Below are 23,941 nucleotides of genomic sequence, written 5' to 3' on the forward strand. Positions count from 1 at the left end.
TTATAGAAACTTATGAAGCGATTTCCATACGTTTCAATAGATTTTTATTCAAAGTATGTTTTGCATAATCTTTATCGATACTTAAAACTTTATCGTCTGAACTTGGCAATTCGTACATGGCATCGGTTAAGATTGCTTCGCATAACGAACGCAATCCACGTGCTCCTAATTTGTACTCTAATGCTTTGTCTACAATAAAATCTAATGCCTCATCTGTAATGGTGAATTCAACTTCATCCATTAAGAATAATTTTTGGTATTGTTTTACCAAAGCATTTTTAGGCTGTGTCAAAATTGCACGCAGGGTTTCTTTGTCTAAAGGATCCATGTGCGTTAAAACCGGTAAACGTCCAATAATTTCAGGAATCAAACCGAAATCTTTAATATCTTTTGGAATAATGTATTGCAATAAATTGTCTTTATCGATATTGTCTACATTTTTAGAAGTCGAATATCCAACAGCCTGACGGTTCAAACGTTTAGAAATGATACGCTCAACGCCATCAAAAGCACCTCCTGCAATAAACAGGATGTTTTGCGTATTTACTTCCACAAATTTCTGGTCCGGGTGTTTACGTCCTCCTTTTGGCGGCACGTTTACGACGGTTCCTTCAAGCAGTTTCAATAAAGCCTGTTGTACTCCTTCACCGGAAACGTCACGGGTAATAGACGGATTATCACTCTTACGGGCAATTTTATCAATCTCGTCAATAAAAACGATTCCTCTTTCGGCTTTGGTTACATCATAATCGGCAGCTTGCAGCAAACGTGTTAAAATACTTTCAACATCTTCTCCTACATAACCTGCCTCGGTAAGTACGGTCGCATCAACGATAGCCAAAGGAACGTCTAACATTTTAGCAATTGTTTTTGCTACCAGTGTTTTTCCTGTTCCGGTTTGCCCCACCATAATGATGTTACTTTTTTCAATCTCAACTTCATCGTCTAATTGCTGTTGCATTAAACGTTTGTAGTGATTGTAAACAGCAACCGACATTACTTTTTTCGTCTGATCCTGGCCAATAACATATTGATCTAAGAAAGCTCTGATTTCTTTTGGTTTCTTTAAAATTAAATCCCCAACAAGTTTTGCGCTTCCACTTGATTTTAATTCTTCTAATACAATTCCATGTGCCTGCTCGATACACTTATCACAGATATGTGCATTGATACCTGCAATCAATAAATTAGTTTCTGGCTTTTTTCTTCCACAAAACGAACATTCTAATACTACTTTTGCCATTCTTTATTTAAGTTACTAAGCTGCAAAGATACTAAGTTTTAAAGTTTTTCAACTAAAACTTTAAAACTTAACTCTTTACAGTTTAAGAGCCTGTTTAAATTTTAAACAGGCTCTAATATTTTTATTTTTTTTATTTAAAATTTTAAATCACAAAGAACACTTAGAATCTTAGCGTCTTAGCAACTTAGAAGCTTTAAAAAAAATTAGCTTCTTCTTAATACTTCATCAATCATTCCGTATTCTTTTGCTTCATCTGCAATCATCCAGTAATCACGCTCACTGTCTTTGTGTACTTTATCAAAAGTTTGTCCTGAATGTTGAGAAATAATATGATACAATTCATCTTTCAATTTCAACATTTCACGTAAGTTGATTTCCATATCTGTTGCAACTCCCTGAGCTCCTCCAGATGGCTGGTGAATCATTACTCTTGAATGTGGTAAAGCCGAACGTTTTCCCGCTGCTCCTGCACATAATAGTACTGCTCCCATAGAGGCTGCCATACCGGTACAAATTGTCGCTACATCCGGTTTGATATATTGCATGGTATCATAAATTCCTAATCCTGCATAAACACTTCCTCCAGGAGAATTCAGATAAATCTGAATGTCTTTTGAAGCATCAGCACTTTCTAAAAATAATAACTGTGCCTGAACAATGTTCGCGATCTGGTCGTCGATACCTGTTCCTAAAAAGATAATTCTGTCCATCATTAATCTGGAAAAAACATCTAATTGAGAAATATTCAACTGACGTTCTTCAATAATATATGGAGTCATATTGGTTGGGTTCATTGCCGCTATAATTTTGTCATAGTACATGGCATTTACTCCCTGGTGCTTTGTAGCAAATTTTTTGAATTCTTTACCGTAGTTCATATTTTTTCTTAGTTTAAAGTTTGAAAGTCTAAAGTCTGAAAGTGACTTAAAACAAAAGACAAACTTCATACCTTTTTAGAAAGGATGTCAATTTGTCTTATTTTATAATTTATTTCACGTTTCAAGTTCTAACATTACGTAATAAAACTTGAAACCTGAAACCTGAAACAAAAAATAAGCGTCAATAGAAAAAACTTCCATTGACGCTCAAATATAACTATTTTTTATTAGTTCATGTTTGTAATAAATTCATAAAGTTTGAAAGACTTTACAACTTTTGACTTTATGACATTACAGACTAAAAAATTATTCTCCGTATGAAGCGGCAATAAATTCTTCGTAAGTTACTTCTTTTGTAGTTGGATTTGCTTTTTCTTTAAAGATTTCCAATAACTTCTCAGCTACTACCTGCTCAGAAAGTCTTTTCACTTCTTCCTGGTTTGATAAAACTCTTGCTACAATTGTCTGAACTTCTTCGTCAGAAGGATTTAACTGTCCAAATTGAGCCATTTGTTGTTTGATTGCATTTGTTGTAAAAGCTTTCAAATCTTCAAAATTAATCTGGATATTACTTTGTGCTAAAGCTTTTCCTTCGATTAATTGAAAACGTAATCCTTTTTCAGATCTTGCATATTCAATTTCAGCTTCTTCTGCAGAAAGTTTTTTCTCTCCAACAGTTTGCAACCATTTTTTAAGGAATTCAGCCGGTAAATCAAATTTTGTACTTTCGATCAAGAAGTCCTGAACGTCTAACAATAATTTTTGATCTGCTTGCTGAGCGAATTGAGCTTCAGCATCTTCTTTAATTTTAGATTTCAAATCTTCTAAAGAAGCTACTTTTCCTTCACCAAAAAGTTTATCGAATAACTCCTGGTTCAATTCAGCCAATTCAGCTCCGTTGATAGCCTCGATAGTAAAGTTTACTTCGATATCTAAACCGTGAACATTATCATGACCTACTTTTAGGTAGTCCATTAATTGGTGATCGTCTTCAAATAAACCTTTTGTGCTTACTGTTACAACATCACCCACTTTTTTACCGATGAATTTATCTCCGGCAGCTTTGTTGAAAGTAGCTACAGCGATTGTAGTTGTATTGTTGATTCCGTTTTCTTCGTTAGCGAAAGTTCCTGTCAAATCAGAATCAGCTACTACCACTTCTTGTGGAATTGCTTTTCCAAATTGTTTTTGGATACGCTCTACCTGACCGTCGATTAATTTATCATCAGCAGTCACGATGTATTTTACGATATTGTTTTTAGCTTCTAAATCAATTTCGAAGTTTGGCACTAAACCAATTTCGTACTCGAATGTTAATTCTTCAGCATCCCAGTCAAAGTTTTCGTTTACTTTAGCTAGCGGAGTTCCTAAAAGATTTAATCTTTCAGATTGAACAAAACGCTCTAAAGCCAAATCAACTACTTTTTTAACTTCTTCCTGCTTAATTGCTTTTCCGTATTGTTTTTCAACCAGGTCTTTAGGAACCTGTCCTTTTCTGAAACCTTTTACAGTAGCCAACGGCATTTTTTCGTTTATTCTTTTTGCTACCTGACCTTTATAATCCATGTGAACAACTGTCATTACAATAGTTTCATTCACAGCGTCTATTGCTACTCTTTTAATATCCATTTTCTTCTTTGATTTACATAATAAAATTGGGTCGCAAAATTATAAAATTTTTGCAACCCAACCAAGTTTTTAATCTATTGTATTAGAATACGTTTTAATCGCGCTTTCTCTATTTGTTTTATTTGTCGTCTCCTATAATCTTATAGGTGATCGATTGAAGGATAGACAAGATAACACTAAAAAACAAGGCTGTCCAGAACGAATCGACGGCAAAGCCTCCGACAATATTTGTACAGAACAAAATAATAATTGCATTAATTACTAACAGAAATAAACCTAAAGTAATAAGTGTAACCGGTAAAGTCAAAACTACTAATATTGGTTTTATAAAAATATTTAACAACCCTAAAACTACCGCAACAATTACCGCGGTGGTAAAACTGGCAACATGAACACCAGGTAAAAAGTGGGCAATTAACAAAACTAAACCTGCCGTAACAAGAAGTCTGAGTAGTAAATTCATAATGGTATGGTTTTAAAAATTTATTTAAAAGTACTAAAATTTAATAATATAAACCTTTGCTCAAAATTGCATTGATTGCTTTTTTTTCGTGCTCCAGTAATTTCTTTTTTTCACTATCGGAAATATCATGTGTTACTCCGACATATTCAATCTGATCAAATCCTAAAATTTCATCAAAAATAAGTTTCACTCTTTCAACATGATAATCAGACGTAATGACCACAACCGAATTTAAGTTGTGATTGAGCACTATCTTTTTTGATACAACCGCATCTTCGACGGTATTGGCAGACAAGGCACACTCCAGAAAATTTTCAGCACTAAGTCCTTTCTCTTTTAAATATTTCACAGCATAATTGGCATGTGGAAGCGGCGCTGTATTAAAGTGCTCTCCAAAACCTCCTGTACAAATAATGCAATTGTCCTTTGATTCAAAAATATCCAAACAATACTTTAACCTGTCCAGAGCTACCTGCCCCAAATCTCCTGTTTCTGAATTTGGAGATCCCAAAACTATTAAAACTTTCATCTTTTAAACTAAATAGAACTAGTCCTTTTAAATCAAAACTTACTCTTTTAAAAATCCTGCTGTCAGTTCAAAAAACATTTTTGGATTTTCGGCGTGAAGCCAGTGTCCTGCATTGGGAATGGTTTCGAATTTTGCTTTAGGAAAATGTTTGCGTATTGCTTCAAAATCTGCATCTAAAATATAGCCGGAATCCCCTCCTCTTATAAACAAGGTCTCTTTATCGAAAACTAAATCATCGGCCAGCGCTTTTCCGATAGCATCCAGATTATCATTAAAAACTGCCAGATTGAATCTGAAAGCCAGCTGTCCCGGTTCCTTCCAATATAAATTCTTTAATAAAAATTGTCGTGTACCAAAATCGGGAACGTATTGCGCCACAATTGCTTCAACATCATTTCGACTTGGTTTTACCGAAAAATCAACGGCATTTAATCCTGCCAAAATATCCTGATGGTGCTGTTTGTAAAATCGAGGGCCAATATCGGCTACAATTAATTTATCGACTATTTCAGGATGTGTAGTAGCGAAAAGCATGGCCACTTTCCCTCCCATTGAATGTCCTAACAGCTCTATTTTATTTAACTGATTGGCCTGACAATATTCAAACACGTCTTGTACCATCGCCTCATACGACCATTCGTCTGAATGAAAACTACGGCCGTGATTTCTCAAATCCAGAAGATGAACCTGAAACCCCGCGTCGACATATTGACCTGCAAGTGTTTTCCAGTTGTCTGACATTCCTAAAAATCCGTGCATGATTACGAAAGGTTTTCCTTCTCCTTCTATTTTCGAATATAACATTTGTATTGGGTTTTAAAAACTATCCGCAAAGGTAAAAAAAGTTATGCACCAATTCTTAAACTAATTAACCTCGACAAAGCTCCTTTATTTAAAAAAACTTAGCGCCTTTACGGCTTTCCGTAAAGAAAGCACAGATACAAACCGTAACTTGCGCCTTTAAAAATCAAAATAAAATTTTATTTAATTTAAACCTCAACCATGATTAAAAAATTATTTTTAGTATCCTTAGTTGCTTCTCAACTTATGGTTTCCTGTTCTAGTGACGACAGCAAAGAAGAAACTCCAACAGAACAAACTCGTGATGAACAAATTGCAGCTATTCTAAAACAACCTTATTCTAAATTAACTCCTGCTGATCAAAAAATAAAATTAGAGGCAGAAGCTAATGAAATGTTCGTTCAATTAGACAAATCTAAAAGTTCTGGTGCTATTGAAGCAACACAAAACTTAAACAGATTATTAGAGATTAGTGAAGTTGACGTTACTAACGGAAAAAACAGCAATAAAATAGAAGACATTTTAAACGTTTCCGGAGTTTACGGTATTTACACTTGGGACAATACCGCAAAAACCTGGGTAAAAACAGCTTCTACAACAGAACTGAAATTCGTTTTCCCGGCTAAAAAAACACAAACAACAAACAATGCAATTCTTTCTGTAAAAGCTGTTGCTTCTGATGTAAAAGTAAAAAGTATCGACACTTACGGAAAATGGACTTATGATGCTGTAAAACAACAATATATCCAAAGCCCATCTGTGTATGATTATTTCTTTTTACCAACATCTACAGATGCTATCTTGACCATCGACAATACAACAGCGGCGACTTTTACCCAAACTGCCAAATATTCTTCAAAAAACCAATCTCCTGATGAGTTTACTTATAAAATGGTTTTAAATGATGGTTATACTTGGGAAATGAATGGTAAAAAAGGAACTGAAAACACTTCAAAAGCCCTTTTTACCTACAACGGAAAAACTTTACTTGACTTCAGCGCAGGAAGCTCTGCTAATATTGATGCTCTTATCAATGATGATAAACTTGTTCAATACAGAGGCAAAGCAAACGGACTGATTAAACTAATGGACAATTTTATTATCGTTGCTGAAACTGATTTAGCTACTGAAGCTGCTGATGACGCGGCATTAGAGAAAAGTATATCATACCCTGCTTACCCAGACTCATACAACGCTAAAGCTAACTATAAAGAATATTACACTGCAGTAAATGCATATAACAAAAAATATTCTGAAGGCACAGCTACTATTTTCAACAAAAACATAAAATTAGTCTTAGTTTCTAAGAAAGACGGAACTAAAATTGCAGATATTGTTCTGCGTTCCGAAAAATCAGACTATGATTACACTACCACTTTACCTGTTTGGGATACCAAAAATTCTTACTGGTCACACAATGGTACGGGAGAATCATTTACAAGAGCTTACTATGAAGAAGAATATTATTTAAAATTCAATGATAATACTGAAGTTTCTTTCAGCACTTACTTCTCTGTAGGATTCGAAAAACTTGATGCCAAGTTTCAAGATTTCATCAAAGCTTTTGAGAGAAAATAAACCTCTTAAAATATAAACTTAAAGCCGTTTTGAAAATAGTTTAAAAACGGCTTTATTTTTTCCGCGGTCTTTACAACAACGGTACTTTGACCATAGCCTGCCCAGATTCCTATTCCGCCTTTAATATTTGATTTTAAACTTGTGTTTGCCGGATAAATAGGATTTCTGCTGTTTACGATTTCGTTTTGCCAGCTGTTCCAAAAATCTAAAGCTTCTTTATTTTGAGTTCTTAATTTTACCAGTATTAAATCTCCATCTGCAAAATAAGGGGTGAACTTAGTTTTAGGAAAAAGTAAAATGCCTCTGTTAATTTGAACGGATACGGCGGCTGTAGTAAAATTTTTATCGTCTAAATTGCCATAAAACGCAGGAACAAAAACAGGCTCCTGTCCTTCTATTCTGGTTGCAATCTGATAATAGTTTTTTTCGTTTACCGGATCATCAAATTTCACAAAAACATAACCGGTCGTATCGGTGTCAGCCTTCTTTATGTACACTGCACTTTTTATGGCTACCGATCTTGGAATTTTGGTTGTCGCTTCCACCACGCGGTTTAAATACTCTATTTTCAAAAAATATTCTTTCCCTGCTTCTCCTTTGAGAACCGAACCATAATACACAAACGGAGGCACTCTGTTTTTATCATTCTTAACCCTTAAAACCTCTGAGGTCATACCATCTGAAATTGTAATTTTTGCAGAACGTATAACATGATTTAACACATTAGTCGAATCTATTGTATTGGTAACCGGAATACTGCTCGATAGCAAAACCTGAGCGTAATCGCCTTCTTCAATCCAGCCTTCTACTACAATTTTAGATTCTGTCCCTAGCTGACCAAAATCATCTTTGGAACAGCTTGTCACTATCAGAACAGCAATCAGCAATAAATATTTTTTCATCTTTTTTTTAAAATTTAAACCTCCAGCTTACGGAAGGCAATATGCGATACAAAACCTTTTCTTCCTGTTTTACAATTACACTGTTTTTGTCCTTATTCTCTTTTACACTCAATACTACATAAACCGGATTCTTGATATTGAACGTGTTGTAAATCGAGAAATTCAGTGCACTTTCTTTTTTATTCGTTTTCACAAAGAAATAATTCACCGAAAGATCGGTTCGGATATAATTAGGCATTTGTGCATTGTTATAACCTGAATACTCTTTAACCGGATTATTATTGATGAAATACCAGGATGTTGGCATAGTGAAGCGATTCCCGGAACCAAACAGTTGTGTAACTCCGAAATTCCATTTGGCATTCAGATCGTACATCCCAACAATCGACAGATTATGACGTCTGTCGTACTTGGCAAAATACGTTTTTCCATTATTAAGCTCCTCAAAATTACGATCTGACCAGCTTAGTGTATAACTCAGCCAACCTGTAAACTTTCCATTGCTCTTACGAAGCATCACTTCTAATCCGTATGCTTTTCCTTTTCCTGTCAACAAGTCGTTTTTGAATGTGGTAACCTCATTAAACTGTGTGATTCCGTACGGATATTCAAGCAGATTTTTCATCGAACGATAAAAACCTCCCAAAGAAGTACTGAAATTTTTCGAAATATTCTGATTAGAACCAATCGAAAACTCGTCTGACGATTGCGGTTTTATGCCGTCTGAACTGGCAATCCAAAAATCAGTAGGAATTCCAACACTTGAAGTAGTTATCAGACTTAGGTATTGATATTGTCTGTTATAAGATCCATAAAAAGAATATTTTTCGTTTAACAGATAATTCAATAAAACTCTGGGCTGAAAATGCAAATAAGAATCACGGGATCCTGAAGTATAATAATTAACCCTAACACCTAATTCGGCGCTTAAACGATCTGTAAATCTTGGCTTTACAGTCGTAAAAACAGCCGCCTCATTGGCATTAATTGTGCTATTTTGAAAAGTATTGCTAGCATCTGTCAAATTCTCGACATTCACTTTTTGAGGCTGCAAATTATGATGTACGTATTGTATTCCCGATTCTACAGGAACATTTTCTATCTGATATTTAAGAGCATTATTAAATCCAAAATCTTTTACATACGACGAAACTCCAAATTCAATTGTTGCCTGTTCCATATTCAGTTCATTAGAATATTGACTAAAATATAGCGCATTTGACATGCTAACATTTGGAGAAATTGCAGTAACCAAAGTTGGAGAAATGGTGACGTTACTCCACTTTAAGCTAGTATTCAAAGCAAGATTTCCGTCCTCGATCTTCAACTCATCACCACTAACAAAAGCATCAACAGAAAGCAGATTATTTTTAGAAAGCTGAGAAATAAAAGTCAAATTTCCATCTGAGAAGCCATATTTCATATTCTGAACATCATTGTTTTTTGAACCGGAACGCAATAATGGCGCAACAATTTCATCAATATATGTTTTCCTTCCTGAAATGTACAAACCTGAGTTTTTACCAACAGGAGCGGCCAATGTAAGCTGCGAAGCTAAAATTCCAACATTTCCCTGGATCCCTAATTCTGAAGGTATTTTTTTATTCGGTATCAAGAGTGTAGTTGAACTCAAACGTCCTCCATATTTTGCATTCGAACTTGATTTATCAAACTCGACACCTTTAATATGATCGGTATTGTAAAAAGGGAAAATTCCCAGCAAGTGCGACATTCCATATACAGGAGTTCCATCGTACAAAATGGCATTGTGTCCCGGATCTCCACCTCTAACATACAAATATCCGTTTGCATCTCCTGAATTTTGCACTCCTGGTGTCAGCTGCAAAAGTTTTATAATATCAGTAGTTCCTAAAACGGTCGGAACTGAAGACAATTCTTTTAAATTAAAGGCTAATTTCCCCCCTGCTAAAGTCGTTATTGGGCTTTTTTTATCATTGTTTACTATAACTTCTTTCAGATGGGAAACATCTTTGTCCGGCACTATCAAAAGCACCGTATCTTTTTCGAGGTTAAGATTAATGATTTTCGTAAGATAACCCAATTGGTTGATTGCTATTTCTACATGTCCCGGCGGCAGCTGTTGCGAGAAATTACCAATAGAGTCAGACAACGTATAATATTGTTGGATCGCTGTTTTTAGAGAAATACTTGCTCCAACAAGATTCTCGTGTTCAGAAGATTTTAGATTTCCACTTATACTGACTTTAGATTGTGCAAATACATTGGAAAAACAGAATAAAAAAAGGAGGATAATTGGTTTTGGCACTTGATTTTAATAAGAAAAGTGCGAAAATAAGCAATTATAAAGTGTTTTCTAAGAGTAATTATGGTTTTATTTTTATACGCTTAACTTTCAGAATCTAACTGAAATCGCTGAATATCATTCTCTATCAACGCTTTTAATTCCTCTTCTTTTGGCATGTATAGTAAATACTGGCTTGCAAAAACACTTTTCTTATCTGCTAAAACAGAATATTTCACTATCGTTTCATCTTTTTCCGAACACAATAGAATTCCAATCGTAGGCTGATCTGATTCGCTCTTCTTTAAATCATCATACATTCGGACATACATATCAATCTGACCAATATCCTGATGAGATAGTAATCCGGTTTTTAAATCTATAATTACAAAACATTTTAAAATGTAATTATAAAAAACCAAATCAATATAAAAATCAGACGTATCCGTAACAATATGCTGTTGTCTCCCTACAAATGCAAACCCTTTTCCAAACTCCAATAAAAATTGCTGTAAATGATCTATTATAGATGTTTCTAAGCTTCGCTCAGAATTTTTAGCTTCAGCTGACAATCCTAAGAATTCAAAAATATAAGGGTCTTTTATTAAATTTTGAATAGTATCTGATTCTGCTTTGATACTTTTGTGCTCCACAACACGTTCAAATGCTAATGAATTTATTTGCCTTTGAAGCGTCCTGCTGTTCCAGTTGTTCTGAATACTTTCGTTCAGATAATAATTTATTTTTTCCTCCGAAACCAATCGCGACAGTAGTCTATAATGTGTCCAACTCAATTCGTGACGCAATGCGTCACGAATTGGAAAAACTTTGTAAAAAGCGCGCATATTTCTCAGATTACTATCATCAAACCCTTTTCCAAACTCAAGTGTAAGCTGATTAGCAAGATTCATTAAAGTAGCTTTACCATAATCAGCGCGATCTTTCCCTCTTTGTTCGTCTTCAACAATTACTCTCCCAATTTCCCAATAGGTTTCCAACAAAATAGAATTTGCCATTCTAAAGACTCGTTTACGAGACTGGAGAATAATTTCTTTTACTTCTGAAAACAACGGGGTCTGATTCGTGATCATTATCCAAATATTTAAGTCATCTAAACCTTAAAACTTACTTCAATTTATTCAGATACATGTTTACTACGTTATCCAAGCCCAGATAAAGAGCTTCTGAAATCAAAGCATGACCAATAGACACTTCTAACAATCCCGGGATATTTTGTTTGAAGAACTGAATATTATCCAAACTTAAATCGTGACCTGCATTAATCCCTAAATCCAATTCATTAGCCAGTTTTGCCGCTTCAACATAAGGATCAATTCCGTTTTTATTCCCTAAACCGTATTGATGTGCAAAAGCTTCCGTGTACAACTCAATACGATCTGTTCCTGTTTTTTTTGCTCCTTCTATAACTTCCAGCACCGGATCGACAAAAATTGAAGTTCTGATTCCGTTTCGTTGAAATTCCTGAATAACTTCCGTCAGATACGATTGATTGGCTACAGTATCCCAACCTGCAGACGAGGTAATCGCTCCAATTGCATCAGGAACCAGAGTCACCTGTGTTGGCTTACATTCTAAAACCAAATCGATAAAGTTATGCTGAGGATTTCCTTCAATATTATATTCGGTATATACAATTGCTTTTAAATCGCGGGCATCCTGATAGCGAATATGACGCTCGTCCGGACGCGGATGAATTGTGATTCCCTGGCTTCCGAAATTCTGAATATCTGTCGCAACTTTTAATAAATCAGGAACATTTCCGCCGCGTGCATTTCGCAACGTTGCAATTTTATTGATATTTACACTTAACTTTGTCATATAAATAGATAATTAATTCTGGTAACACTATATTTGTTACGACAAAAATACAAAGTAAAACGTAGCGTTTTTTGCTATTTTTTGATTATTTTGCATGAAATATCTTCAATAGATTTATGACAGAAATTACAAACTATATCACCAATGATTTCAGAGCGATTGATAGTCAGGAAACGATAGCATCGGTTCAGGACTTTTTTGCTGATTTGAGTTTTTCGCATTTTCCGGTTTTGGAAAACGGAATTTTTATTGGAAGTATCGCCGCCGATGATGTCGAAACTTTTGATACAGACAAAAAAGCCATTGACTACAAATATACCCTGGAACGTTTTTTTGCCCGAAAATCTATGATTTGGCTCGACGTTCTGGAAGTATTTGCTAAAAATCACACCAATACAATCCCGGTTCTTGACGAAAACAATGCCTATATTGGTTATTATGAAATGGAGGACATCATGAAGTTTTTTCAGGAAACTCCTTTTTTAAAAGAGCAAGGCGGCATTATAATCGTTCAAAAAGGACTTTTAGATTACTCTATGGGGCAGGTCACTCAAATTATAGAAAGCAATAATGGCAAAATCCTAGGCTGTTTTGTCTCTGAAGCTGACTTAGAAAATGTTCAGATCACCGTAAAAATTGGTGTAGGCCCCATGAATGAAATCATCCAGACTTTTAGACGATACAATTACGAAATCATATCCGAACATCAGGAAGACGCTTATATCAACAGCTTAAAAGAACGTTCTGATTACCTGGACAAATACCTTAACATATAAATTATTAATGTGTCAATAAGCAAATTAGTTAATTAGATAATCTTCGCATTGACAAATTATCTGATTAACACATTGACAAATTATCTAATTAACGAATGAAAGTAGCCATTTACGGGCAGTATTACCAAAACAGTACAGGCCCCATTATTAAAGACATTTTTATTTTTTTCAATTCCAATAATGTCGAAATGGTAATTGAAGAAGACTTTCTGAAAATGCTCTACGAAAAAGAACTCGTTAAAAAGGAATACAAGACCTTTTCTTCTTCTACTTCGTTAGACGATAGTTACGAAATGCTCATTAGTATTGGTGGTGACGGAACTATTTTAAGAGCCGCAACTCTGGTTCGCAACTCAGGAATTCCAATATTAGGCATCAACGCCGGAAGATTAGGGTTTCTGGCAACAGTTCCCAGAGAAAGTATTGATAATTTTTTACAATACATCATTGACAAAAATTACACCATCTCCGAAAGAACTTTATTAAGCTTAACCTGTGATCCTAAAAATGACACCATCGAAGACGATTTAAACTTTGCAATGAACGAAGTCACTGTTAGCCGAAAAGACACCACGTCTATGATTACAGTTGAAACGTATCTAAACAATGAATATTTAAATTCATACTGGGCAGATGGCCTAATCATTTCAACGCCAACTGGCTCAACAGGGTATTCCTTAAGCTGCGGCGGTCCTATTCTGACCCCAAATGTTGAAAGCTTGGTAATTACTCCTATTGCACCGCACAATTTAAACGCTAGACCATTGGTTATCCCGGACAATACCGAAATCAAACTTCGCGTTACCGGAAGAGAAGACCAGTATTTAGTTTCTTTAGATTCCCGAATCACCTCTGTAAAAAATGATTCTGTTCTAAAAATTAAAAAAACCGATTTCAAAATAAAAATGGTGGAAATACCGGGCGAAACTTTCCTGAAAACACTGAGAAAAAAACTGCTCTGGGGAGAAGACAAGAGAAATTAAGCGGTTTTCTGAATTACCACTATACGATAATACTACATTTTCCCGTTCTGCATATAGCGAATCATCACCAAATAGCTCAAAATCATATTGTAAATTGAAAAAAAAGCACATTTAGCTAAACAAACTTTGATTCGAATCGATAATTATTATATTTGCACGCAATTTTGAATTAAATGAAGAAAATTTTTAATTTATTGTTATGTTTATTCCCCTTTATCACACTAAATGCTCAAATTAATGAGATTGGTGTTTTTTTAGGTGGAAGTAACTTTGTAGGAGATGTAGGCAAAACTACCTATGTTGCACCGGAAAAACTGGCTTTTGGTGTATTGTACAAATGGAACAAAAGTCCGCGTCACTCCTATCGATTCTCGTATACACAATCAACCGTTACAGGAAACGATTTCGATTCATCTGAAACAGGAAGAAACAGAAGAGGCTATAGCTTTAAAAATAATGTAAAAGAACTTTCGGCTGGTCTGGAATTCAATTTTTTCGACTTCAATCTGCATGATTATCACAGAAAAGTAACTCCGTATATTTTCTCTGGACTTAACTTTTTTATGTACGACAAATTGTATCGCTTTACATCAAGTCCAACCGTAACACAATCCATAAGTTCAAGTTCGTTTGCCATACCTATTATATTAGGTATAAAATCAAACATAACACCAAGTATTGTTCTGGGAGCTGAAGTTGGAGCACGATATACTTTTACAGATGCTATGGACTCCAGCAATCCAAATACAAAAAACACAAACATATTACAGTTTGGAAATTTAAATAATAATGATTGGTATGTCTTCTCTGGTATTACTTTAACGTATACCTTTGGAGAAAAACCTTGCTATTGCGCAGAATAATAAAAATGAATTTACTAGAATCAATAGATAAAACAAATTTACCTCAACATCTGGCCATTATTATGGACGGGAATGGCCGTTGGGCAAAACAACAAGGTTTTTTAAGAGCATTTGGTCACGAAAACGGAACAAAATCTGTAAAAAACACCATAAAAACATGTGCCAAACTTGGTATTGAATACCTGACGCTATATGCTTTTTCGACAGAAAACTGGAATCGTCCGAAACTGGAAGTCGAAGCACTTATGAAAATTTTAATCAATTCCTTAAAAAAAGAACTTGGGACCCTACAGGAAAACAACATCAAACTTAATGCTATAGGGAACCTTGAAAAATTACCAAAATCAGCTCAAAAAGAGTTGTTGGATGTAATAGAAAAGACCAAAAATAACACCCGTTTGACCTTAACTTTAGCATTAAGTTACGGATCAAGAGAAGAATTGGTACAAGCCGTTAGAATCATCAGTGATAAAGTTAAAAATAATATAATTTCAATAGACTCTATTGACGATTCAATTATAAATGAGCATCTTTACACGCAAAATTTACCTGACGTAGATTTATTAATAAGAACAAGTGGAGAGCATAGAATAAGTAATTTTTTGCTATGGCAAATCGCCTATGCAGAACTATATTTTACTAATGTCTTATGGCCAGACTTTAAAGACCAAGATTTATATGAGGCTATTATTAGTTATCAAAAAAGAGAACGTAGATTTGGAAAAACCAGTGAACAAATTAAATAATTTTTTAGTGTTGCAAAAAAGAATACAAATAGTCTTTACCCTACTTCTTTTGGGTAGTTTTTCACAAATTAAAGCGCAGGAAAGAGTTCCTTTTGATCAGGGGAAAAAATATATTCTTGCCAAAGTTTCTGTTGTTGGTAAAATAAGCTTTAACGAACAAACAGTTGTTACATTTTCAGGTCTTCAAAAAGGACAGGAAATTGCCGTTCCGGGTGAAGAAATTAGTGGTGCTATTAAAAAATTAGGCAAACTTGGCCTTTTTGACGAAATCTCTTTTTATGTTAACAAAATCGACAACGACAGTATCTATTTGGATCTGAACATTGTCGAACTCCCTAAATTAAACGAAGTTAAATTCGTTGGGATCAAAAAAAATAAAATCGAAGGCTTAATTAAGGACAATAATCTGACCAAAAACAAAATTGTCAACGAAAACTTAATCACGACAACTAAAAATTATATTGAAAATAAATATAAAAAAGAAGGGTTCTACAACACTAAAGTTACTATTACCAATACTCCTGATAGTACTGCAGGTAATCATGTAAACATGCTTGTACGGGTAGATAAAGGAGATAAGGTCAAGATTAGCAGTATCGATTTCATCGGAAACAAACAGCTTAGCGGAAATCAGTTGCGAGCTGCTATGAAAGATACCAAACAAAAGAACATACTCCGTATCTTAAAATCTTCTAAATTCATCCCTGAAAAATACAAAACTGACTTAGAAAAAGTCGTTGCCGCTTATAAAGAAAAGGGATATCGTGATGCCCGTATTATTTCTGATTCTGTTAAATACGACAAGAAGAAAAATATGCTGGCCATCAAAATTAATGTGGAAGAAGGAAACAAATACTACTTCGGAAATATTAAATTCTTAGGAAATACAGTCTATTCAGATCAATTATTAAACCGTTATTTAGGAATCAAAAAAGGCGAAACTTACAACGGTGTTTTACTGGAAAAACGTATTGCCGACAAGACAAAACCTGATGCTGAAGACATCACAAACTTATACCAAAACAACGGTTATTTATTCTCTAACATTAATGCTGTAGAGGTAAAAACAGTAAACGACACCATCGATTTTGAGATCAGAGTTACAGAAGGTCCAATCGCATACTTCAACAAAATATCGGTTGTAGGAAATGATAAAACAAACGACCACGTTATTTATCGTGAATTAAGAACTAAACCGGGAGAAAAATACAGTAAAGAACAGTTAGTTCGAACAATTCGTGAAATTGGACAATTAGGATTCTTTGATCCTGAAGCCATTGATCCAAAATTCAAAAATGTTGATGCTGCAGCAGGAACTGTAGACATTGAATACCATGTTGTAGAAAAAGGATCCAGCCAGGTAGAACTTCAGGGAGGTTACGGTGGTGGAGGTTTCATTGGAACCCTTGGATTATCATTTAACAACTTCTCAGCAAGAAACCTGTTTAATAAAGAATCTTACAAACCATTACCAATGGGTGACGGTCAAAAAGTAGCACTTCGTTTACAGGGAAGTACTTATTTCCAAACCTATAGTGTGTCATTTTCAGAACCATGGTTTGGAGGAAAGAAACCGGTACAATTTAGTTCTTCTATTTCATACAGTAAGCAATTCCTAAACAATTTCGCTACCAGAAATGTTGACAAAAGCAAAAGTTTCAACATCTTGACCTTGCAGGTTGGTTTAGCTAAAAGACTTACTGTGCCGGACGATTACTTCGTATTATCACAGTCTGTAAGTTACCAACATTATGATTTGAACAATTATAACACAGGATTGTTTACCTTTGGTAACGGAGCATCAAGAAACTTAGCGTATACTATTGGACTTTCAAGAAGCAATAAAGGGGTTAACCCAATATTTCCAACCTATGGTTCAGACTTTAGTATTTCTGCAAAAGTAACTCCTCCCTATTCATTGTTTAACGGAATTAATTACGGTGATCTAAAAAATCAAAAAGAATATAAAACACAATACACAGGAGATCCAAGATCTGGTGCAGATGGCAAGCCGATGAATACCGGAGATTATACCAAAACGGAAATCATAAACGGACAAGCAGGAGTTGTAAGTGTTGGTTCTGATTACGCAAGTGCAGATGTTGACCAGGGGAAAGTGGATCAAAAAAGATATAATTGGCTGGAATATTATAAAATTAAATTCAAAGGAGAGTGGTTTACCAAACTTTATGGTAAATTAGTAATGCGAACTTTAACAGAGTTTGGATTCCTTGGAGCATACAACCAGGAAAGAGGAGTGGTACCATTTGAGCGTTTCTATTTAGGTGGAGACGGAATGGCAAACTACTCGATGGATGGTAGAGAAACGGTACAGTTGAGAGGTTATGAAAACAACTCTTTAACTCCGGTAAATGCAAATGGAGAACAGATTGGAGCCACAATCTATAACAAATTCTCTATGGAGTTACGTTATCCGATTACATTAAAAGCTTCTGCATCGATTTATGCATTGGCGTTTTTAGAAGCTGGTTCATCATACCCAACTTTTAAAGCTTATAACCCATTTGATTTGAACCGTTCTGCGGGTGTTGGTCTACGTGTATTCATGCCGGCATTTGGATTATTGGGTATTGACTGGGGTTACGGTTTCGATCCTCAACCAGGAGAAACTAAGGCACATGGTAAAGAGATTCACTTTATCATCGGGCAACAATTCTAAAAAAACAATAGTTGGTTAAAAATTTTCAAATAAAGTAATGTTATGAGAAGACAATTTTTATTTATATTTTTAGCCCTGATTGTAGCAAATACAAGTCAGGCTCAAACAAGAACGACAAGGATTGGCTACATCGATATGGAGTATATTTTGGAAAATGTTTCCGATTACAAAGAAGCTAAGGCTCAATTAGAGTTAAAGGCCCAAAAGTGGAAACAGGAAATAGAGACCAAAAAACTGGACATCAATAATCTTAAAGAAAGCCTTAAAGCCGAAAGAGCTTTACTGACAAAAGAGCTTATTGATGAGAAAGAAACCGAGATTAAATTTCTCGAAACTGAAATGATGGATTATCAACAAAAGCAATTTGGTGTTGACGGAAATCTGATGCATCAGAAAGCAGGTTTGGCAAAGCCAATACAAGACCAGGTTTTTACTGCAGTTCAGGATATTGCTGAAGCAAAAAATTACGACTTTGTCTTTGACAAATCATCTGATTTAACAATGCTTTTTAGTAATAAGAAATTTGACATCAGCGATCAGGTAATCCGTATTTTAAACCGTACGGACAAACGTGAGCAGCTGACTAAAAAACAATTAAAAGATCAGGAAGCCAAAGAAAAACTGGAAAATGCAATTGATGAAAATCCAGCAATGGCGGACCGACAAAAAGCTCTTGATGACAAAAAAGCAGCCAGAGCAAAACTAATTGAAGACAGAAGACTTGAGCAGGAAGCCAAGAAAAAAGAATACGAAGACAGAAGAAAAGCATTAGCCGCCGAAAGGGATGCTAAAAAAAATGGCACGGTTTCTGAACCTGCCAAAACAGAGCCTGCTAAAACGGATGGCACAACAGCTAAACCAGCTGCTGTCACACCAACCGAAGGAACAGCACCGGCTCAGCCTGCTGTAAATAAAGCTGAAGAAAGGCAAAAGCTTTACGAACAGCGCAAAAAAGAATTAGAAGAAAGAAGAAAGAAAATTTTAGAAGAAAGAGAAGCGGCGAAAAAAGCAAAAGAAGCCGAAACACAAAAAACAAATACGACCAATAATTAATTAATATTTTTAAAAATGATGAAACAAATCAAAACTTTACTAATTGCTGCAATACTAGTTTTAGGAGCAAGTAACACGATGAACGCGCAAGCTAAGGTAGCTCACGTTGATGTTAGCGAGATTATGTCGAAAATGCCTGCAATGCTAGACGCTCAAAACCAACTGCAAAAATTAAGTGGTACATATGATGCTGAATACAAAAAAATGGTTGACGAATATCAAGTAAAAATCAAAAAATACGAAGGTGAAGCTGCAACTGTAACTGATGCTGTAAACGGAGAACGTTCTAAAGAAGTTCAGGACATGCAAAAAAGAATTGTTGACTACAGAGACAACGCTCAAAAAGAATTACAACAAAAAGAAACTGACATCGTAAAACCATTAATGGAAAAAGTAAAAGCTTCTATCCAAAAAGTTGGAAAAGCTAAAGGTTTCCAATACATTTTAGACGGTTCTACTTTATTATTAGCTGATGGTCCAAACATTACTGCTGATGTAAAAAAAGATTTAGGATTCTAATAAACGAATTCCTTACATAAAAAACGGTCCGTACACTTTAAAGTACGGACCGTTTTTTTATGCATCTCCCCGAAATAGGATAAATGCTTCTCTTTTGAGATCAGGCTTGCACCCTTTCAGGGCTTTACAATGATTATTCTTATTGATAGTGCGTTGCACTATGCTATTGCTGAGGCTCTTTCAGAGCAATAATAAAGGCTGAAAGCCTATAATCACAAACATGGTGCAACGCACTATGAACTAAGTTAAGTGTGAGTAATGCCCTGAAAGGGCAAAAGCATATAGAGTCTATAAAGGTCTTTACCCAAAAAAAACTTTGTAAAGACAATATCAAATTAAACAAGAGCCTTTCTTTGTGATTAGGCTTTCGCCCCTTCAGGGCTTTTACAATGATTACTCTTATTGATAGTGCGCTGCACTATGCTGTTGCTGGGGCTCTTTCAGAGCAATCGCCTTCAAATAATTCAATCTGAGAGTCAAACCGTAAACCAAATGCTTTTTACAAAGGATTCTGGAAAACTTCTCTTCCAATCACTCCAAAATCTAACTCCCAATCCACAAAAACATAACGAACCTTGCCGAAATCTTCGCGCTCTTTGCGGTTAAACTGTCACAATTCGACTCAAGTTAAAATGCCGTTAAAAACAAAAACATTCAAAGATTTCCTTTCAATTGGGATATGCATTTATATCAAAAAACATTAAATTTGTCCTATGACAAACAACAATCCTATAGGCGTTTTTGATTCCGGTATTGGAGGGACTTCCATCTGGAACGCCATTCATGATCTGCTTCCTAACGAGAAGACTATTTATTTAGCCGATAGCAAAAATGCTCCTTACGGTCAAAGAACAAAAGAAGAGATTGTTGCTCTAAGTAAAAAAAATGTAGATTTTTTACTGGAACAAAACTGTAAACTGATCGTGGTTGCCTGCAATACTGCTACTACCAATGCGATTCGCGAGCTTCGCGCTGATTATGATATTCCCTTTATCGGAATTGAACCGGCAATTAAACCGGCTGCCAACAATTCGAAAACCCAGGTTATTGGAATTTTGGCCACGCAAGGAACACTGAACAGCGAACTGTTCAATAAAACAGCTGAGATGTTTCAGCATACCACTATTATCGAACAAGTAGGTCACGGGCTCGTTCAGCTTATTGAAGACGGGAACTTATATTCTCCGGAAATGACTCAGTTACTGGAATCCTATTTACGCCCTATGATTGATGCCAATATCGATTATCTTGTTCTGGGATGCAGTCACTACCCTTACCTGATTCCTCAAATCAAAAAGATACTTCCGGAACACATTCACATTATCGATTCAGGAGAAGCGGTTGCCAGACAAACACAAAATATCCTGCGAGAAACCGTTGGTTTTACTGCCAATCCGAAAAGCGAACCCGTATTTTATGTCAATTCAAATCCCGAGGTTTTAAAATCTATTTTAGACCATAAATACCCTGTTATCGAGAAGGATTTTTAATTCGTTACTCAAATTTTCGCTTAACGAACCAAATTCCGTCCAAGGATAAATTAAGGGATATTTTATGATAATTTTCTTTGATCAGGTTATCCGAAACCCTTCCTCTTTGTCCGTACGAATAGGAAATATTTAAAGACGAATAGGTGTTTTCCAGAGGTAAATTAAGCCCTATTGAAATTGCGGCATTATGGATTCTTTTGCCATCAATTTCCAGATAACCGGTGTCAAAGTTTGCACCGGCGGCATACTGAACCCTATCCCAATATTTACGAATATTTTTCCTTCCACTGTATGTGAATCCCAGGGCAAACCGATCCTGATTTACGAAATTGCCGTACAATTCAGATTGATTGGTACTGCCCCACAAGCTTTTTTCGTAATCCAGCGTCATGTTTAAGTTGTTCTTAAAGCGTTTACTGATCCCGATACCCATTTCTAAAGGCATATAATAATCGTCTGTGCCTGAAGCCACATCAGACTCTATAGTTGTGACAACATCATCGGCAATAGTTTGAACGGTTTGCACTTTGGATGCTCTAATCTGGGTCGGCACTTTAAATGTTGTCGCAATGGTAAGAGTAGAATCCACCTGGTACTGCGCACCTACTGTTGCCCGAAGACCATTGTAATGTGTCTTTTTCTGAATACTTGTAATGGAATTCATAATTAAGAAGCTTCTGTTGTCTTTTGTATTTCCAAACAATACAGAGGCCGAAGCTCCAACAGACCATTTCTTACCAAATCGGTAGCCGTAAGACAAATCCAGATTATTTAATCCTCCGGAACCAGTCGCCGTTAGATAGTAAAAATCCTGGCTGTTTTCGATCGGTAATTTTAAATTCGAGATTTTAAAAGTAGCACTTGAATACGGGCGTATTGCGATACTAAATCCTGAGTTTTTAGTCACCGGAAAAGCAAAAGCCAAATGGGAAAACTGAAAATTATTGCGGCTTTCACTTCTTGAACTGCTTTGATAAGTAGTCGAAATAGCTTTTCCTCCAATATCAAACATAAAATGATTCTGCGGCAAATATCCCAGTGATGCCGGATTTAGATTGTTGATAAAAGTGGCAGAAGGCAAAGCAATTCCTGAAGACCCAATAGAAGGAATGTTTCCAAAATCAGAATCGTACACACTTCCTAAACCATACAGCGAGTAGGGAGAACTTGAAATACTTTGAGAAAACGACGTTAGCGACATCAAAATGAGGCAGCTTAAACAGGCAATTTTACTTTTCATTTAATAAGAGATATAATAAATTTTAAGCAGGAGCTTATTGTTCAAATGTTTCTGATCGCCTAAAACAATCCGGTTAACTGTCTTAGAAATCCCTGGCAAAGTGAGGATAAGAGAAGATCTGGAACTAGATTGCTTCAGCATTTCTTTCTGCAGAAAATAACCAATTGGGACCGAGTATCCAACATTCTCATTGAATTCATCCTTCTTTTTGTTCAGAATACCAAATACTGCCGTTCCGGCCGAATTGACCAACGAAGTACTGATCCGGTTTAAATTATCGCTAACATAAACTTTTAAAGAATCTTCCAGCGGATATTTTTCTGAATACGTATTGTTTACAGGCTTTAAAAACAATTGCGCATCTACAATCGCACCATTAGCCGAAATACGTTTCAATTGTTTGATGTTCGGGAAATCAATCCGACAGGCAACTCCGGTACCGGACTGAATAAATCCCTGACGATTGGTTAATGCACTGGACAGCTTGCTATTCGAGGCAGGCAGATTTTGAATTATAGTTCCTGTTTTATCTAACGAGACTGCATTAAATTGCTTTTGTGCATCCGAAATCTTAAAATCTAAGATATATGGAACTTCTTCCGTATTCGCCTGATATTTGGAATAATACAGCCGTACCTTACTCGACGCAACATGAAAGCCAATAACGTTTGCTGAATTCGAAACAGAGGGAACCAGAACAAGTCCTTTTAAATATTCGCTGAAACTATCAAAATCTGTGATTTCTCTCTTTTTTAGTTTCTGAAAAAGAGCGACTCCAAAAGCATTGTCCATCTTAAGACTAATCGAATCTTTCCCTACTGGCCTGGGTTTGTATGAAATGGTCCCCAGACTTTCATCACTATAACTTAAAACCGAATTATTGTAAAAATTCTTATCGTTTATGTTTGGTTTTACTTTTTGATTTAAACGATGAATATTGAAGGTCTGTACTCTAGTGGTATCTCCGTAATAATATTTATCATATTTCAAAATCATCGAAATAGAATCAAAAACATAATTGGTGGATTCTGTATCAGATCCGTCATTTTTTAAAGAATAAGAATCGGAAGCCAACTGAAAATAACTGTTCGATTTCACTTTTCCATAAATAGGATCTTCATAATTTCCAATTAAAATACGGTTTTTCCCGGAGGTAATCAAAGAGTCAAAATTTATAGTTGACATCTCCACAGTCATCGTATCAATCAAAATAACTTTATTGCCCACGGCCAGATAATCAGACCCCACTACAAACTCACCCGTATCCGAATCGGTTCCGCATGAAAACAGAGTCATCGCCAAAAATAACATTCCTATGTACTTGTGCATATTCTAATTTTTTGAACAAATATAAATGGCACTCTTTCGCGACACATCATAACATATACCGTCATGCTTTTTTACACTATAAACAGCCAAAAAATATCTATAACAGATCTACATCATCAAATACCTCGTTCGGCTTT

Annotated in this window: 21 protein-coding genes; 9 read left to right on the forward strand and 12 right to left on the reverse strand. The window is 35.4% G+C overall.

Going from position 1 to position 23,941, the window contains the following annotated elements:
• Positions 1-10: 10 nt before the first annotated feature.
• The 6 genes from clpX to JO950_RS07385 all read right to left on the reverse strand — a co-directional run bounded on the left by clpX (position 11) and on the right by JO950_RS07385 (position 5,546).
• Entirely contained in the window at positions 11-1,243 is a 1,233-nt protein-coding gene (clpX, locus tag JO950_RS07360) for an ATP-dependent Clp protease ATP-binding subunit ClpX (protein ID WP_202702068.1), read from the reverse strand.
• A 203-nt stretch (positions 1,244-1,446) separates the two neighbouring features.
• Positions 1,447-2,121: an ATP-dependent Clp endopeptidase proteolytic subunit ClpP gene (clpP, locus tag JO950_RS07365; RefSeq protein WP_017497934.1), complete on the reverse strand. Its 675-nt coding sequence runs from the start codon at positions 2,119-2,121 to the stop codon at positions 1,447-1,449.
• 306 nt (positions 2,122-2,427) lie between these two features.
• Positions 2,428-3,750, reverse strand: a complete 1,323-nt coding sequence (locus tag JO950_RS07370) for a trigger factor (RefSeq protein ID WP_202702069.1) — start codon at positions 3,748-3,750, stop codon at positions 2,428-2,430.
• Between the two features lie 118 nt (positions 3,751-3,868).
• Entirely contained in the window at positions 3,869-4,213 is a 345-nt protein-coding gene (locus JO950_RS07375) for a phage holin family protein (RefSeq protein WP_202702070.1), read from the reverse strand.
• Between the two features lie 40 nt (positions 4,214-4,253).
• Positions 4,254-4,742, reverse strand: a complete 489-nt coding sequence (locus tag JO950_RS07380; protein ID WP_202702071.1) for a YdcF family protein — start codon at positions 4,740-4,742, stop codon at positions 4,254-4,256.
• A gap of 39 nt (positions 4,743-4,781) precedes the next feature.
• Positions 4,782-5,546 carry an alpha/beta fold hydrolase gene (locus JO950_RS07385; protein WP_202702072.1) on the reverse strand — a complete coding sequence of 255 codons (765 nt, stop codon included), beginning with the start codon at positions 5,544-5,546 and terminating at the stop codon, positions 4,782-4,784.
• 198 nt (positions 5,547-5,744) lie between these two features.
• On the opposite strand from JO950_RS07385, the gene JO950_RS07390 reads away from it, so the two are divergent.
• Positions 5,745-7,121, forward strand: coding sequence for a hypothetical protein (locus tag JO950_RS07390; protein WP_202702073.1), 1,377 nt, complete (start codon positions 5,745-5,747; stop codon positions 7,119-7,121).
• A 5-nt stretch (positions 7,122-7,126) separates the two neighbouring features.
• Here the strand turns inward: JO950_RS07390 and JO950_RS07395 are convergent, their stop codons facing one another.
• From JO950_RS07395 to JO950_RS07410, 4 genes are all read right to left on the reverse strand, one after another.
• A complete protein-coding gene (locus JO950_RS07395) occupies positions 7,127-8,023 on the reverse strand; it encodes a DUF4249 domain-containing protein (protein WP_202702074.1) in 897 nt (298 codons plus the stop codon).
• 7 nt (positions 8,024-8,030) lie between these two features.
• The gene (locus JO950_RS07400) at positions 8,031-10,310 is read right to left on the reverse strand and encodes a TonB-dependent receptor (RefSeq protein ID WP_202702075.1); all 2,280 of its coding nucleotides are present in this window, start codon (positions 10,308-10,310) and stop codon (positions 8,031-8,033) included.
• Positions 10,311-10,390: 80 nt separating this feature from the next.
• Complete coding sequence (locus JO950_RS07405; protein ID WP_202702076.1) at positions 10,391-11,377, reverse strand: YhcG family protein; 987 nt, start codon at positions 11,375-11,377, stop codon at positions 10,391-10,393.
• A 34-nt stretch (positions 11,378-11,411) separates the two neighbouring features.
• Entirely contained in the window at positions 11,412-12,125 is a 714-nt protein-coding gene (locus tag JO950_RS07410) for a pyridoxine 5'-phosphate synthase (RefSeq protein ID WP_017497925.1), read from the reverse strand.
• A 116-nt stretch (positions 12,126-12,241) separates the two neighbouring features.
• Between JO950_RS07410 and JO950_RS07415 the strand changes: the two genes are divergently transcribed.
• From JO950_RS07415 to murI, 8 genes are all read left to right on the forward strand, one after another.
• Positions 12,242-12,901, forward strand: a complete 660-nt coding sequence (locus tag JO950_RS07415) for a CBS domain-containing protein (protein WP_202702077.1) — start codon at positions 12,242-12,244, stop codon at positions 12,899-12,901.
• A 95-nt stretch (positions 12,902-12,996) separates the two neighbouring features.
• Complete coding sequence (locus JO950_RS07420; protein WP_202702078.1) at positions 12,997-13,884, forward strand: NAD kinase; 888 nt, start codon at positions 12,997-12,999, stop codon at positions 13,882-13,884.
• Between the two features lie 173 nt (positions 13,885-14,057).
• Positions 14,058-14,747 (forward strand): DUF6089 family protein, encoded by a 690-nt coding sequence (locus JO950_RS07425; protein ID WP_202702079.1) that lies wholly within the window; start codon positions 14,058-14,060, stop codon positions 14,745-14,747.
• Positions 14,748-14,752: 5 nt separating this feature from the next.
• Entirely contained in the window at positions 14,753-15,493 is a 741-nt protein-coding gene (locus tag JO950_RS07430) for an isoprenyl transferase (protein WP_070905629.1), read from the forward strand.
• Positions 15,426-18,173 (forward strand): outer membrane protein assembly factor, encoded by a 2,748-nt coding sequence (locus tag JO950_RS07435; RefSeq protein WP_202702080.1) that lies wholly within the window; start codon positions 15,426-15,428, stop codon positions 18,171-18,173. Before JO950_RS07430 ends, JO950_RS07435 begins: the two co-directional genes overlap by 68 nt.
• A gap of 42 nt (positions 18,174-18,215) precedes the next feature.
• Positions 18,216-19,226 carry an OmpH family outer membrane protein gene (locus JO950_RS07440; protein WP_202702081.1) on the forward strand — a complete coding sequence of 337 codons (1,011 nt, stop codon included), beginning with the start codon at positions 18,216-18,218 and terminating at the stop codon, positions 19,224-19,226.
• A gap of 15 nt (positions 19,227-19,241) precedes the next feature.
• On the forward strand, positions 19,242-19,745 hold the full coding sequence (locus tag JO950_RS07445) for an OmpH family outer membrane protein (protein ID WP_017497918.1): 504 nt from the start codon (positions 19,242-19,244) through the stop codon (positions 19,743-19,745).
• A gap of 713 nt (positions 19,746-20,458) precedes the next feature.
• Entirely contained in the window at positions 20,459-21,235 is a 777-nt protein-coding gene (murI, locus tag JO950_RS07450) for a glutamate racemase (RefSeq protein ID WP_202702082.1), read from the forward strand.
• A 4-nt stretch (positions 21,236-21,239) separates the two neighbouring features.
• Here murI and JO950_RS07455 read toward each other — a convergent pair whose 3' ends face one another.
• On the reverse strand, positions 21,240-22,475 hold the full coding sequence (locus tag JO950_RS07455; protein WP_202702083.1) for an aromatic hydrocarbon degradation protein: 1,236 nt from the start codon (positions 22,473-22,475) through the stop codon (positions 21,240-21,242).
• Positions 22,476-23,804, reverse strand: a complete 1,329-nt coding sequence (locus tag JO950_RS07460; protein ID WP_237732308.1) for a DUF4270 family protein — start codon at positions 23,802-23,804, stop codon at positions 22,476-22,478.
• Positions 23,805-23,941: the final 137 nt, after the last annotated feature.

Source organism: Flavobacterium sp. UGB4466 (genome assembly GCF_903469665.1).
Lineage (GTDB): Bacteria > Bacteroidota > Bacteroidia > Flavobacteriales > Flavobacteriaceae > Flavobacterium > Flavobacterium lipolyticum.

Excerpts from the sequence above, each read along its gene's own strand:
- clpX (WP_202702068.1), bottom strand. The coding sequence starts at position 1,243 with ATGGCAAAAGTAGTATTAGAATGTTCGTTTTGTGGAAGAAAAAAGCCA.
- clpP (WP_017497934.1), bottom strand. The coding sequence starts at position 2,121 with ATGAACTACGGTAAAGAATTCAAAAAATTTGCTACAAAGCACCAGGGA.
- JO950_RS07370 (WP_202702069.1), bottom strand. The coding sequence starts at position 3,750 with ATGGATATTAAAAGAGTAGCAATAGACGCTGTGAATGAAACTATTGTA.
- JO950_RS07375 (WP_202702070.1), bottom strand. The coding sequence starts at position 4,213 with ATGAATTTACTACTCAGACTTCTTGTTACGGCAGGTTTAGTTTTGTTA.
- JO950_RS07380 (WP_202702071.1), bottom strand. The coding sequence starts at position 4,742 with ATGAAAGTTTTAATAGTTTTGGGATCTCCAAATTCAGAAACAGGAGAT.
- JO950_RS07385 (WP_202702072.1), bottom strand. The coding sequence starts at position 5,546 with ATGTTATATTCGAAAATAGAAGGAGAAGGAAAACCTTTCGTAATCATG.
- JO950_RS07390 (WP_202702073.1), top strand. The coding sequence starts at position 5,745 with ATGATTAAAAAATTATTTTTAGTATCCTTAGTTGCTTCTCAACTTATG.
- JO950_RS07395 (WP_202702074.1), bottom strand. The coding sequence starts at position 8,023 with ATGAAAAAATATTTATTGCTGATTGCTGTTCTGATAGTGACAAGCTGT.
- JO950_RS07405 (WP_202702076.1), bottom strand. The coding sequence starts at position 11,377 with ATGATCACGAATCAGACCCCGTTGTTTTCAGAAGTAAAAGAAATTATT.
- JO950_RS07410 (WP_017497925.1), bottom strand. The coding sequence starts at position 12,125 with ATGACAAAGTTAAGTGTAAATATCAATAAAATTGCAACGTTGCGAAAT.
- JO950_RS07415 (WP_202702077.1), top strand. The coding sequence starts at position 12,242 with ATGACAGAAATTACAAACTATATCACCAATGATTTCAGAGCGATTGAT.
- JO950_RS07420 (WP_202702078.1), top strand. The coding sequence starts at position 12,997 with ATGAAAGTAGCCATTTACGGGCAGTATTACCAAAACAGTACAGGCCCC.
- JO950_RS07425 (WP_202702079.1), top strand. The coding sequence starts at position 14,058 with ATGAAGAAAATTTTTAATTTATTGTTATGTTTATTCCCCTTTATCACA.
- JO950_RS07430 (WP_070905629.1), top strand. The coding sequence starts at position 14,753 with ATGAATTTACTAGAATCAATAGATAAAACAAATTTACCTCAACATCTG.
- JO950_RS07435 (WP_202702080.1), top strand. The coding sequence starts at position 15,426 with ATGAGGCTATTATTAGTTATCAAAAAAGAGAACGTAGATTTGGAAAAA.
- JO950_RS07440 (WP_202702081.1), top strand. The coding sequence starts at position 18,216 with ATGAGAAGACAATTTTTATTTATATTTTTAGCCCTGATTGTAGCAAAT.
- JO950_RS07445 (WP_017497918.1), top strand. The coding sequence starts at position 19,242 with ATGATGAAACAAATCAAAACTTTACTAATTGCTGCAATACTAGTTTTA.
- murI (WP_202702082.1), top strand. The coding sequence starts at position 20,459 with ATGACAAACAACAATCCTATAGGCGTTTTTGATTCCGGTATTGGAGGG.
- JO950_RS07455 (WP_202702083.1), bottom strand. The coding sequence starts at position 22,475 with ATGAAAAGTAAAATTGCCTGTTTAAGCTGCCTCATTTTGATGTCGCTA.
- JO950_RS07460 (WP_237732308.1), bottom strand. The coding sequence starts at position 23,804 with ATGCACAAGTACATAGGAATGTTATTTTTGGCGATGACTCTGTTTTCA.